The following is a 13,689-nucleotide window of genomic DNA, read 5'->3' as shown; positions in this document are numbered from 1 at the left end:
ATCAGCAATAAGCGTGAACAGTGAACTGAGCTATCACTGTTAATGAGGTATAAAAACCGAGAATTGGGAACGCAATGAGTATCAGAAAAAACCAGCCACAGCTGAAACAAGCACGACAACAGGTGATGGCGAAGACGCAGATTTTGCAAAATTTAATACCGCCTACCGTTAGTTATACTACCCAGGGGCATGTGCTCATTATTGGGCCTGAAGATCTGGCACGTTTAGCGGCGGACAAATTGTCTACTATGGCAAGTCGAGTGATTTTAGCCAATGAAGCGATCACTAGCCAAGATGAAGTCCATCTTGAAGCCGTGATGAATGCGGCGGCTGATGTCGAAAGTTACTATAATAAATTGACCAGTGTTAAAGGTTTTCTAGGCCAGTTTCAGGTCAAAGTTGAAGGTGATACTGGGATTACAGATTTAAGCGTGGTTGCTATCCGTCAAGCGCATTTTGATATCGTGCTCGATTTAAGCCACAGTCCCTGTATTAATCTAGAAATGCTTCCTCCAGGTTACTTTTATGTTGGCCAAGACTCTGCATTACTCGCTGATGCTATTGCCAATATTCCAGAGTTAATAGGAGAGTTTGATAAACCACGTTATGTTCGGGTTAATAGTGATATTTGTGCCCATGACAAACATGGTCTAAACGGTTGTAATCGTTGTTTAAATTTTTGTCCTGCAGATGCCATTAGCAGTATAGCGCATAAGATTGAAATTGATCCTTACCTTTGTCATGGAGCCGGCAGCTGTACCAATACATGCCCAACAGGTGCACTGAGCTATGATTTACCGACCCCAGCATCGTTGCATACTTACCTTGAAAAGCTTATCAGCCGCTATCGTGAAGAAGCCCAAACTGCCCCGGTTATCTTGTTTCATGATAATGAAGCTGGCGCTGAATTGATTTCGGAGCAATTAAGCGGTGATGTGTTACCCGTCGCAATGGAAGAAATAACCGTAGCGAGCATAGATCATTGGTTAGCGGCATTAGCCAATGGTGCCCGCGAAATTTTAATCTTACAAACACCAGCAACAGCACCGACATTACTGCAAATGCTCAAAGGTGAGTCTGCATTAGCTAATCGTATTCTCGACCAAATGGGCCAGCCTCAACGGATCCGCTTAATTACTCCGTCAGATTTAAGTCAGCTAGATGATGCACTCGCGGTCAGCTTAACTTGGCCTGTGATTATGCCGATGATGTTAACGGCAGCAGAACCTAATACTAATGTAAAACGCAGCATCATATTTCAAGCGATTGACCACCTCAATAGTCAAGCAGCAGCCGTTGATGATGTGCTCGTTATGGCGAATATTCCATACGGTATGGTGAGTATCAACAGCGACAAGTGCACCTTATGTTTGTCATGTGTCTCAACATGCCCAACCCAAGCTTTGAAGGATGGCGGTGATGCTCCGGCACTGAAGTTTGTTGAGCAAGATTGTGTGCAATGTGGGTTATGTGAAGCCGCTTGTCCCGAAAACGTGATTAGCTTAATACCACAAATTAATTTTAATCAGTCAGCAAGACAACACGTTCAAGTATTAAAAGAAGAACCTGCATTTGAATGTATTCGATGTGGTAGTGAATTTGCAACTCAATCAATGATACACAAAATGGTAGAAATGGTCGGCGCCCATAGTGCGTTTAGCGCCAATATTGAGCGTTTGAAAATGTGTGGCGACTGCCGAGTAAAAGACATGTTTGAAGACATCCTTGACGATCCAGAAAAGCAATTGCAATAAGAGATCTCTTATGACCGAAGCAGGAAGACAAGTAAGTGAGAATGATCAGTTAAGAGCCGATATATATCAGTTACTGGCAGCGTTGTTACGCCGCCAACCTAGTGCTGAATTATTAGCGTTCTTAGCCGATTTAGAGGTAGAGGCCGAGGATGGCAATACCATGAGTCAAGCATGGAATGCGTTAAAACTCGCTGCAGCAAACAGTGATACCAACACCTTAGAAGATGAATACTTTGCTATTTTCTTGGGTGTAGGCAGTGGCGAAATTATGCCATACGGTAGTTGGTTTATGACCGGCTCGTTAATGGATAAACCCTTAGCTGCATTGCGCGGCGACCTGATGCAACTTGGCTTTGAACGTGAAGAAAACGTTAAAGAGCCAGAAGATCATGTTGCGGCATTATGTGAAGTCATGGGCTGCTTAATTTTAGAAGCACCAGGTTATCGCCAATTAGCGTTTTATCAACGTCATATTGGTAGTTGGATTATGCGTTTTTGTGACAACTTAGCCAACACGCCTAGTGCTCATTTTTATCAAAGCGTTGCACAATTAGCTAAAGCGTTTTTTACCGCTGAGGCCAATGAATTTGAACAACTGAGTTTAAATATTCCGGTGAATTGTCCAGGTAGTGCTGACTTAGATCCGCTTGAACAAGACGTTGTACAAATTAACTAAACCGGGTGATGGCTTATTTTGCCTCATCTTTTTATCAACAAGGAGACAATATGAAAAAGCAAGCTTCCGACATGGGTCGCCGCCAAATGCTAAAAGCATTAGCGCTCGGCACAGCGGCAGGTGCTGTGGCTAGTGTTAGTGCACCTGCACTTGCCCAAGTCACTAAACCGTCTGCAGAAGAGCCTACGGGCACTAACTATCGCGAAACAGAGCATATTCGTAATTATTATGCATCGTTAAGCAAATAACAAAGGAGAGTGTGTGATGCGATTAACCCGCAAAACAGACACGGCCACCAAAGCTGAAAAGCCAGGCCTAGGTCTTAACCGACGTCAATTCCTCAAGTCTGCCAGTTTGGCGACGGGTGGTATTGCAGCGGCTTCAATGCTTGGCGCAGGTATGATGCGTAAAGCAGAAGCTAAAGATGTCCCACATGATGCTCCAACCGAGATAAAACGGACAATTTGTTCTCATTGTTCAGTAGGTTGTGGTGTTTATGCTGAAGTTCAAAATGGGGTATGGACTGGGCAAGAGCCTGCGTTCGACCATCCATTTAACCAAGGAGGTCATTGTGCCAAAGGCGCTGCATTGCGCGAGCATGGTCATGGTGAAAAACGCTTAAAGTATCCGATGAAGTTAGAAGGCGGTAAGTGGAAACGTCTATCATGGGAACAAGCTATTAATGAAGTGGGCGATAAAATGGAGTCGATTCGTCAAGAGTCTGGTCCTGATTCCGTTTACTTTATGGGTAGTGCTAAATTTTCCAATGAACAATCTTATATGTATCGCAAATTAGCAGCGATGTGGGGCACTAACAACGTCGATCACTCAGCTCGTATTTGTCACTCTACCACGGTAGCCGGTGTTGCAAACACTTGGGGCTACGGTGCGCAAACTAACTCGTTTAACGACATCCGCAATTCAAAATGCATGATGTTTATTGGTTCTAACCCATGTGAAGCTCACCCTGTGGCGATGCAACACATTTTGATTGGTAAAGAACGCGGTGCCAAAATCATCGTTGTTGATCCACGCTTTACCCGAACAGCAGCTAAGTCTGATGAGTATGTCCATATTCGTCCAGGTACCGACATTCCATTTATTTATGGTTTGTTATGGCACATTTTCGAAAATGGCTGGCAAGATGATTCGTTCATTTCTCAACGTGTATACGGCATGGAACGTATTCAAGAAGAAGTGAAAAAATACACTCCAGAAGAAGTTGAACATATTGCTGGTGTGCCAAAAGCTCAAATGTACCGTGTTGCGAAAATGATGGCAGAAACTAAGCCAGGCACTATCGTGTGGTGTATGGGTGGTACTCAGCATCATATTGGTAATGCTAACACTCGCGCATATTGTATTTTACAGCTTGCCCTTGGCAACATGGGTATCGAAGGCGGCGGAACGAACATTTTCCGTGGTCACGATAACGTACAGGGTGCGACTGACTTTGGTTTGTTATTTGATAACTTACCAGGTTATTACGGTTTAACCTCTGGTGCATGGGATCATTGGGCCAATGTGTGGGATCTGGAACCTAAGTGGATCACCGAGCGTTTTGACCAAGGTGAATACTTAGGTCAATCACCTCAAACATCAGCGGGTATTCCTTGTTCGCGTTGGCACGATGGTGTGTTAGAAGACAAAACCAAGATTGCTCAAAAAGACAATATTCGTCTGGGGTTCTTTTGGGGGCAGTCAGTTAACACTGAAACCCGTGGTCGTGAAGTGCGTGAAGCGCTAAACAAAATGGATACCATTGTGGTCGTCGATCCATTTCCAACTATGGCTGCAGTAATGCACGAGCGCCAAGATGGAGTGTATTTATTGCCTGCGGCAACTCAGTTTGAAACCTATGGTTCGGTTTCGGCTTCTAACCGTTCTTTACAGTGGCGTTCGCAAGTTATTGAACCATTATTTGAGTCATTACCTGATCATACAATCATGTATAAATTGGCTAAAAAATGGGGCGTAGAGGACCAATTCTGTAAGCACATCAAGGTCAATGGTGATGAGCCATTAATAGAAGACATTACCCGTGAATTTAATACAGGTATGTGGACTATTGGTTATACAGGCCAAAGCCCTGAACGTTTGAAAATGCACCAAGAAAATTGGGGCACCTTTGACGTTAACTCGCTGGAAGCACCCGGCGGCCCAGCTAAAGGCGAAACCTATGGTTTACCTTGGCCATGTTGGGGTACACCAGAGCAGAAACATCCAGGTACTCAAATCTTGTATCGCACCGGACGTGAAGTTAAAGATGGTGGTGGTAACTTCCGTGCACGTTATGGTGTTGAACATAACGGCAATAATATTCTTGCGGAAGGTTCTTTCTCAAAAGGTTCTGAAATTCAAGATGGTTACCCAGAGTTTACTGCCGACATGCTAAAACAGCTTGGCTGGTGGGATGACCTAACAGCAGACGAAAAAGTTAAAGCTGAAGGTAAAAACTGGAAAACTGATATCTCTGGCGGTATTCAGCGTGTGGCAATCAAGCATGGTTGTATTCCTTACGGTAACGCTAAAGCGCGTTGTATCGTATGGAACTTCCCTGATGATATTCCATTACATCGCGAACCGTTATACACGCCTCGTCGTGACTTAGTGGCTAAATACCCAACCTATGAAGATCGGATGGTAGCGCGTCTACCAACACTTTATAAAACGATTCAAGACAAGGATTTTGCTACTGATTTCCCAATGGCATTAACTACTGGTCGTTTGGTTGAGTACGAAGGTGGTGGTGAAGAAACCCGTTCAAACCCATGGCTTGCAGAACTGCAGCAAGAAATGTTTATCGAAATCAACCCAGCAGATGCTGCTGATCGCGGTTTACGTGATGGTGATGACGTGTTTGTTCATAGCCCAGAAGGTGCCAAAATTACTGTTAAGGCTATGGTGACACCGCGTGTTATTGCGGGTGAATGTTTTATGCCATACCATTTTGCTGGTGTATTTGAAGGCAAGAGTTTGGTCAAAAACTACCCAGAAGGCACAGTGCCTTATGTGATTGGTGAATCTGCCAATACCGTAATGACCTATGGTTATGATGTCGTAACGCAAATGCAAGAGACCAAGTCTAGCTTGTGTCAGATAAGCAAAGCCTAAACACTTGATGAGGAGATAAGCCATTATGGCAGTCATGAAATTTCTGTGTGACACCAAACGCTGCATCGAGTGTAACGGTTGCGTCACAGCATGTAAAAACGAAAACGACTCTGCTTTAGAGTGGGGTATTCAGCGTCGCCGCGTGGTAACGCTTAATGATGGTGAACCAGGAGAAGCGTCAATCTCAGTAGCATGTATGCATTGTACCGATGCACCATGTATGGCAGTTTGTCCGGCCGACTGTTTCTACCGTACCGAAGACGGCATTGTGCTCCACAACAAAGATACTTGTATCGGTTGTGGCTATTGCTTTTATGCTTGTCCATTTGGCGCGCCGCAGTTCCCTAAAAAGACTGCATTTGGTAGTCGCGGTAAAATGGATAAGTGTACTTTCTGTGCTGGTGGCCCAGAAGAAGATCATTCAGAAGCCGAGCGTCTCAAATATGGCTCAAACCGTATTGCTGAAGGCAAATTACCAATGTGTGCTGAGCTTTGTTCAACCAAAGCTCTGTTGGCCGGTGATGCAGGCATAGTGTCTGATATTTATCGTCAACGTATGGCTGCACGCGGTAATCCAAATGTGATTTGGGGCTACAATCCTAAAACAGGTGAAATGGTTTAACCCAGAGCAATGGCTGCGATAATTTTCGCAGTCATATAAGGAGTGACAATGTTAACTTTAACGTTAAACAAATCACTGCGCAGGATGTTTGCTCTGTTGGTTCTGTGTATGGGATTGGGGTTGGTTACATCGACGGTTTATGCCGCCGATGAACAATCAAGTCAGCAACAAGCAAAGTCTAAAACCAGTGATGCAGATCTCTGGCGCGCAGTAAAAGCTGGCGAACCCGGATACAGTACAGACAAAGGCCTTGATGCTGATGTTCTGATTAATGTATCGGGTAATGAAGGCAAAATATTGCGAAATACTTACCTAAAACCAGCACTTGGCTTAGCCATAGTGGGGGTTTTTGGGGCCTTTTTAGTGTTTTACTTAGTCAATGGTCCATCAAGATTAAGTAAGGGCTTTTCAGGAAAAATGGTACTTCGTTGGAGCACAGCCGATCGTTGGTTACATTGGATTATGGCAGTATCTTGCCTAACCATGATGCTAACAGGTGTGATTATTATGCTTGGGCGACATCTCTTAGCCCCATATGTCGGAGACGGTATATGGGCAGGGGTTATAGCCTTCAGTAAATTTGCCCATGATTGGTCTAGCCCCATTTTTATGGTGTCTTGGCTAGCATGTATCATCAAATGGATGCCACTACAATTTTTCAAGATGTATGATTTGAAATGGTTTTTAGTGGTTGGCGGCTACATTAACTTTGGTCCGTTTAAAGGCAAACACCCAGACAGTGGTTTTGCCAATGCGGGTGAAAAAATGTGGTTTTGGACCTTAGCTATTTTTGGTCTAAGCATCAGTCTAAGCGGTATTATGTTAGTGTTTCCGACACTGGATTTGCCGCGTGAACTGTCGATGCTCGCTTTGTTGATACATGGTCTTAGTGCGACGATCTTAATCGCATTTACCATAGTGCATATTTGGATGGGAACCGTACTCAGTGAGGGCGGAATGGAGTGCATGTTATCGGGCTATTGTGACGAAAACTGGGCTTCACAACATCATAATGTGTGGTATGACGAAATCAAAGCCGATGGTACTTTAAAATACAAAGAGTAACCCTGGCACTCTGGTGTTAGTACACTAGTTGATTGCAGATATAAAACACCTTGTTAGGTCACTGACAAGGTGTTTTTTATTGACCATTTTAACTGCGTTATCGGCTTTTTAACGGCATAACGCCACCCAAAAGTCTCAGTTTTATCACTCATTGTTATGGTTATGGGCCAACGATTCTTTGCCAGAATAACCTTGAGAGATCAACATACGGTAATCAAAATAACGGTTTCATTTGAATCATTATTCAAAGTCAGTTAGTGTTTCTGACATTATTAAATTACAAGAAAACGAGTAATTTAGCCGGCTCGTTATGTGAACACACTAAAAAGACAAACCATGGTCGCTATTTCACGAAAATTTCAGTTTTTAACGTTTTCCATTATGTTGGCAGGCTGTTCTTCGATGCCGGCTGATGTTGGTGGCAATTGGATCGGTTTTACTGAGTCTGGCCAAGCCTCACATTATGCAGATAGATACCAAAATAAGAAAACGGCTAGCGGGGATCTCTATCGCCACAATCAAAAAACAGCAGCCCATAAAGATTTACCATTCGGTTCAAATGTAAAAGTCACCAATATTAATAATGGTAAAAGTGTTACCGTAAAAATCAATGATCGTGGTCCGTTTGTTAAAGGACGCATCATTGATCTTTCTAAGTCGGCTTTTAGCAGTATAGGCAATGTATCTACAGGTCTTCTTGACGTTAAAATCGAAGTGATCCGCTAGTGGGCACAAAGCTTGCTGTATACGTGAGTGTAAATATGTTTGGTCTGGCTTAGTAGCATAGGTTTTCAGGGTCTAGCAGATAGGTGAATGTTATATCCTAAGGATGGTTAATGAGACCACTGCTTTACGTATTAATTTTTAGTTCAGTAATTCATGCAGTAGACTTTCATCACGATATTGTCTCGAGTTTGCTTAATAGAACACCCCCAGCAGATTTTGTATGACGGTTCTTATATCTTAATACCATTATCTCAATGGTGATGTAGCTAAAATATCTGTGTATGCACAAATATGATTATTCGAGTCTACCAAGGAATTGGTACTGATTTGCAACAACTAGTGCACCAAGATAGGCGTACACTTTTCTCTTTATCCTTCTCAAAGACTTTGGGGTCTGAATTCTACAGATAGAAATATACACCAGCGACGTGCTGCTCATTTGCAGACGTTCTTTAAAAGGCATGGTAAATCGTTAACCATTAGGACTCATGACTCAGCTTATGCTGTTAGTGATGTTGTTACTTGGATATTGCCAGAGAATTTACCCCATATTGATATGGTTATCGCTCAGGTTGACGCTACAACCGGTAATCCTATGATTGTTCATTATATTGGTTTTGCGCCTAAAATTGATTTTTGATTATGACATGGCTAGGCATTATCGATTTGAACCATCGAAATATAACCACTAAGTAATGGCTTGGACTATTATTTAAAGTGACGGTCGAACGGCATTAGTGGCTGGTTGTGCAACGTTAATATTATCAAATAAACAACGTTATTTACTGTTGATTTGCTACCAAAGATAAACAGATATTATCTGGTGCTTCTGAGGATAAATGATTAACCCTAAAGAGAAATTATGAACATCATCGAGAAATCATTAGCAATCGCTTTACAAGCTTATTCGGGGAAACAAGATAAGGCAGGGAAAGCATATATTCTTCATCCACTTAGAGTCATGGCCAAAATGGATACGGAATACGAAATGGCTGTTGCCTTGCTTCACGATGTTATAGAAGATTCTGATTATACTGCTGAGTATCTCCTAGAAGAGGGTATCCCATTAGATGTAGTAAACGCAGTGCAATTGTTATCTAAGAGCGGTGATGAAAGTTACCATCAATTTATCAATCGCGTTAGCGCTAATCCATTGGCGGTCAAAGTTAAAATCGCTGATATTGAGGATAATATCAATATTTTACGTTTAAAGGTTATTGATGCAAAAGATCTTGAGCGGATGGCTAAATACCATGCCGCCTGGAAGACGCTGCAAACTTTAACGCCCATAACGTCATAAAATTAAAAAGTTTTCGTTACACCTGCTATTGTTGAGTAATTAAGCTAACATTCACTATTGTCTAACCGTAGTATTTGCATGAAATAAATAGGACTGGCTTTAAAAACGAGAGAGTTAATATGGATTTTAATTTACTGCGTTTGTGTGTGTATTTACTTTTTCTAAGTCTATGTAACCTAGTTTATCTCCCTTATGCTTGTGCAGCGGACAAGTTCGTTATAAATCACTCTGTCTCAGAAAGTGATCGACGCTATCAATATACTTATGAGCTGTTAGATTTAATTATTCAAGAGACCAATGCCGATTTTGGGGATGCTTCTATTGAAGTGACGAATCTGGTGATGAGTCGAAATCGGATATTTAAATCATTACAGGATGGCCAAACGATTAATGTTATGGCCGAAGCATCAAATGAAGAGTGGAATACAAAGCTCATTCCTATCCCTATCCCCATCCGCAAAGGCATTCAAGGGTTTAGAGTTTTTATTATTAAAAATGAAAATAAAAACTTGTTGGCCAATATTGATTCACTAGAGCAATTGATGAGGCTGCGAACCGGTTCAGGTAGTCAGTGGTCTACCAGGGTTGCTATGAAACAAGCAGGATTCGATGTGGTGGAGAGCGCGCAGTACGATAGTTTATTCAATATGCTTTCAAAAGGACGTTTTATCACATTTGGGCGTGGAGTGAATGAGGCTTATCAAGAGGTTGAGTTATTTCAAAAGCGTTATCCTGAATTAATCGTAGATGAACATATTGTGCTTAATATCCCTCTGGCGACTTATTATTATGTATCACCTACAAAGCCTAGGTTAGCGAATAGAATCAAGGTTGGTTTACTGAGAATGATTGAAAATGGCAAGTTTGATAAACTTTTCTATCAATGGCATTGCGAGTACTTAATGCGAAGTCAGCTTAACAAACGCAAATTATTTAAAATTAGTAACCCGCTGGTAGTCGAATCACAAATGACTTCGATTATGGGTAAAGACTTTTTGTTTAATTCAAGTTTGGATGCATCATCTATCTGTCAAAAGTACCTTAAACCATAATAACCAATGACAAATGGTTCAGTGAGTATTCTCTAAGTCGTTAAGAATACTCATTTATGCCTATTTAACCACTATTTGGAAATATTACTGCCGTTATGCTAGAGATTAACTATTCTATTGGTGACCTAAAAACCTCGATGCTGGTTGTAGAAGATCATCATTTTTACCTTCTAACTGAGGTATGGGTAAAGGCTGAAGAGCTGAGCATCGGTGATAAAATAGTTGCTTGTAGTGATGCTGTCGCTGAGATAGACAAGATCAATAAAGTTGAAGATTCACATCATTGCCAAGATTTAAAAATAAGCCACAATCATAATTATTTTGTCACCACTACTCGTCCGGCTTTTCATGACATGCTTTGCGATAGGGCGCCAATCGATAAACTTGAACTTATGGCCTATGAGTTGGCCAATAGACCCTCTAACTATCCTGATGGTAGGCTGACCGGTTACCATGGTGGGCCTTGGGTTGCGGCTAAATATTTACATCGCGATCCCGACAAGGAAGTTATCGGTTGGGGCCGTGCTAATGACAGCATGTGCGCTGAAGATGCAGCTGTAAGTGATTTGAGGCAAAAATTGGGTGATGCGATTGTGCTACATCGAAGTAATGTAACTATTTCTCATGCCTATTTGAGAAAATATACTAAAAAAGGCCGCTTTGTGAATACAATGAGTCCTTGTATTCACTGTCGTGATAACTATGGTAGTGCACTAAATGACCTCACAGTTGGTGTGAGTAATTTAGCTAAAGACGGTCGTGATTATTTACCCCCAGTCGAAGAGTCATCCTAAGTTACATAGTGATTAACCACCCGAAACTCCAAATCAACAATCCCAGTTCAGCTTGAGATTAAGCCTATCTGCATATTTTATATCGCTCGATTTTATTGCACTAATGAATAAATTTTGCGGCAGCAATTATCTGGAAAACCTGACAGATAATGATTGTCGCAAGCGATGATGTTGGATTTGGTAATAGGAAACTGTAGGCTTATTGTTGAATAAGAGCTTTAAGTTGATTTGCAACCGACGCTATTTTACGTCAAATTAGTTTCAGTGATTTAGGTTTATTATAGAACTGTTCTTGTGCCTTGTCTCACTACTAAGGAATTTACGTGAATATTTCAGAATCACACAGAAAAGAGCTTTTGGTTGCTAAATCGCTATTAGAAAACCCTGGTCTAGCGGTAAAAATAACCAGCTTTATAGGTACTCCTATTGAAAAAGGTTTAGCGTTACTACCTGAAAATTGGAATAAAAATATTGCCAAAGTCACAGAAAAATCGCTACTTAAAGCGTCTGATGCGGCGATATTTACAATGAAAGATATTCCCGGAGAACAGTCGTCTAATGTTTGGCATAAATTAGGCGTTGCGGTGAGTGGTGGTATGGGTGGTTTTTTTGGCTTAGCTGCAATTGCCGTTGAGCTTCCTATTTCGACAGCAATAATGTTGCGCTCTATCGCTGATATTGCTCGAAGTGAAGGCGAGTTGATTACTACGCTGGAAACCAAGATGGCTTGTTTAGAGGTCTTTGCATTAGGAGGCGCAAGTGATTTGGATGATAGTAGTGAATCAGGATACTTTGCCATACGCGCTACGCTAGCTAAATCTGTGTCTGAAGCCACTGAATTTATGCTTAAAAAAGGGCTTACCGATGAGGCCGCGCCTATTCTAGTTAAGTTAATTACTAAAATCGCTGAAAAGTTTGGCGTTCAAGTGACGCAAAAAGCTGCAGCTCAAGCTGTACCCGCTATTGGCGCAGCTGGTGGCGCAGTCATCAATACTTTGTTTATTGATCATTTTCAAGACATGGCCAGAGGGCATTTTATTGTACGAAAGTTAGAGCGAGTATACGGACATGAAAGTGTAAAAATCGCCTATGAATCGTTAGCTCAAAAAGGCAATAGATAACTTCACATGCGCAATTCATTTTGATAGCAAGCGTATTTCATACGCCAGTTTTATTACGCTGATACGTCAATTGGCTTTGTGTGCTAAATCAATTACTCGTTTGATATCAGTGATGCAAACCGTTCGGTTTGGACTGGCTTAATTCATCTCTTATATTCAATAGCGGTTCTGTAAACACAAGCTCGCAGGTACATTATCGACCCGTAATACCCTAGCCAGACCATTATACTGCTCGCTGTGTTTGTTGAATAGATGACATAAAGCATCTATTCTTTATGCACTTAGCTATAACATCAAGCTGGATTTTAGTCAGAGAAGGATAGCAATATGACACAACCTGTACCTGAACAGGTCGATAATACTAAGTCGTCAACAACCGACGATCTACAGCCAAACAACAAGGCTGTTAAACGTGAAGAGCGGCAGAAGCAGTCAACAAAAGTAGAGATAGCGTTGACAGGCTCAGAGCGTGAAGCTGTGGATGAGCATGGCAGTCTTTCATCACTCACCGTCTATTCTATTATTCTGCGTGAAGGTCAGGAGGAACTGCAGCGGCCGCTACTCTCTTTGTGGTGGTCTGGTATCGCGGCTGGTATCGGTATTTCATCATCGGTGTTGGCTGAAGGTATCATCCGAAGTAATCTAGGCTCCGATCACCCTTATTTGTCGCTTATTGAAAGCCTTGGATACACTTTTGGTTTTGTACTCGTCATTTTAGCAAGACTGCAGCTGTTTACTGAAAACACCATCACAGTTGTACTGCCGCTGCTAGCCAGCACAACACAGCGTCGTCTGCTGTGTACTGCTCGCTTGTGGGCTGTGGTATTGGCCGCTAATTTCGTTGGCACTTTGTTTACCGCGGCTATTTTCGTTCACGGTAGCGTTTTAACAGAAGAGATCCTTAGCGCGGTTCTCCAGATATCACGCCATGTCGCCGAGTTAACGCCGGCAGAGACACTGATGCGCGGCATTCCGGCGGGCTTTTTTATAGCCGTACTGGTGTGGATGTTGCCCTCGGCAAAAGGGTCTGAAGTGCTGGTTATTATTATGTTTACATGGTTAATTGCAGCTGGAGGCTTTACTCATGTTATTGCTGGCTCCAATGAAATATTTAGCCTTGTTGTCAATGGGGAGATGAATATGTTCACTGCGCTATCACACCATATCGGTCCCATGTTACTGGGCAATATTATTGGCGGTACAGGGCTGTTCGCCATGTTAGCTTATGGCCAAGTTAGAGAAGAAATGTAAATTTCATATTGAAACAAGTGATGTTGTCTATTCTCAACATGGCTGACGTGGTTGTTTTTATATGATTTATTGGAGCCATTTCATCAGGCGCTTGATTTATAATGAGTCAGCACCTGTCTTAAATGATGACGATGTTGGCTGTCCCCATATCGTCTCACATAGCTTAGTCCTGTTATGCAGGTTACAGCAGCGTAATACTCTTTTAAGGATTTAA

The 13,689-nt window shown here is 42.1% G+C and carries 12 protein-coding genes and 1 pseudogene; all 13 read left to right on the top strand.

The annotated features are described in order from the left end of the window. Nucleotides 1-74 precede the first annotated feature (74 nt). Nucleotides 75-1,754, top strand: a complete 1,680-nt coding sequence (locus GW828_RS16255) for a 4Fe-4S binding protein (protein ID WP_124017770.1) — start codon at nucleotides 75-77, stop codon at nucleotides 1,752-1,754. Nucleotides 1,755-1,764: 10 nt separating this feature from the next. Next, entirely contained in the window at nucleotides 1,765-2,430 is a 666-nt protein-coding gene (locus GW828_RS16250) for a TorD/DmsD family molecular chaperone (protein ID WP_182723744.1), read from the top strand. Nucleotides 2,431-2,480: 50 nt separating this feature from the next. After that, nucleotides 2,481-2,678, top strand: a complete 198-nt coding sequence (locus GW828_RS16245; RefSeq protein WP_124017768.1) for a formate dehydrogenase — start codon at nucleotides 2,481-2,483, stop codon at nucleotides 2,676-2,678. Between the two features lie 16 nt (nucleotides 2,679-2,694). Further along, the gene (locus GW828_RS16240) at nucleotides 2,695-5,544 is read left to right on the top strand and encodes a formate dehydrogenase subunit alpha (RefSeq protein ID WP_124017791.1); all 2,850 of its coding nucleotides are present in this window, start codon (nucleotides 2,695-2,697) and stop codon (nucleotides 5,542-5,544) included. 25 nt (nucleotides 5,545-5,569) lie between these two features. Beyond that, the gene (fdh3B, locus tag GW828_RS16235) at nucleotides 5,570-6,166 is read left to right on the top strand and encodes a formate dehydrogenase FDH3 subunit beta (RefSeq protein ID WP_124017767.1); all 597 of its coding nucleotides are present in this window, start codon (nucleotides 5,570-5,572) and stop codon (nucleotides 6,164-6,166) included. A 48-nt stretch (nucleotides 6,167-6,214) separates the two neighbouring features. Further along, a complete protein-coding gene (locus tag GW828_RS16230; RefSeq protein ID WP_124017766.1) occupies nucleotides 6,215-7,231 on the top strand; it encodes a formate dehydrogenase subunit gamma in 1,017 nt (338 codons plus the stop codon). Nucleotides 7,232-7,567: 336 nt separating this feature from the next. Further along, complete coding sequence (locus tag GW828_RS16225) at nucleotides 7,568-7,957, top strand: septal ring lytic transglycosylase RlpA family protein (RefSeq protein WP_124017790.1); 390 nt, start codon at nucleotides 7,568-7,570, stop codon at nucleotides 7,955-7,957. A gap of 291 nt (nucleotides 7,958-8,248) precedes the next feature. Beyond that, nucleotides 8,249-8,597 (top strand): annotated as a pseudogene (locus GW828_RS16220) (DUF1287 domain-containing protein). A 222-nt stretch (nucleotides 8,598-8,819) separates the two neighbouring features. Next, the gene (locus tag GW828_RS16215) at nucleotides 8,820-9,257 is read left to right on the top strand and encodes a GTP pyrophosphokinase (protein WP_124017765.1); all 438 of its coding nucleotides are present in this window, start codon (nucleotides 8,820-8,822) and stop codon (nucleotides 9,255-9,257) included. A 119-nt stretch (nucleotides 9,258-9,376) separates the two neighbouring features. After that, entirely contained in the window at nucleotides 9,377-10,309 is a 933-nt protein-coding gene (locus tag GW828_RS16210) for a type 2 periplasmic-binding domain-containing protein (RefSeq protein WP_182723746.1), read from the top strand. Between the two features lie 95 nt (nucleotides 10,310-10,404). Beyond that, entirely contained in the window at nucleotides 10,405-11,103 is a 699-nt protein-coding gene (locus GW828_RS16205) for a polymorphic toxin-type HINT domain-containing protein (RefSeq protein ID WP_182742585.1), read from the top strand. A gap of 323 nt (nucleotides 11,104-11,426) precedes the next feature. After that, a complete protein-coding gene (locus GW828_RS16200; protein WP_124017762.1) occupies nucleotides 11,427-12,224 on the top strand; it encodes an EcsC family protein in 798 nt (265 codons plus the stop codon). Nucleotides 12,225-12,551: 327 nt separating this feature from the next. Beyond that, a complete protein-coding gene (locus tag GW828_RS16195) occupies nucleotides 12,552-13,475 on the top strand; it encodes a formate/nitrite transporter family protein (protein WP_273058995.1) in 924 nt (307 codons plus the stop codon). The last annotated feature ends 214 nt before the right edge of the window (nucleotides 13,476-13,689 follow it).

The organism is Shewanella vesiculosa, from assembly GCF_009994065.1.
Lineage (GTDB): Bacteria > Pseudomonadota > Gammaproteobacteria > Enterobacterales > Shewanellaceae > Shewanella > Shewanella vesiculosa.
The sequence above is the reverse complement of the archived record's forward strand: the minus strand, read 5'-3'. Positions and strand labels throughout refer to the sequence as shown.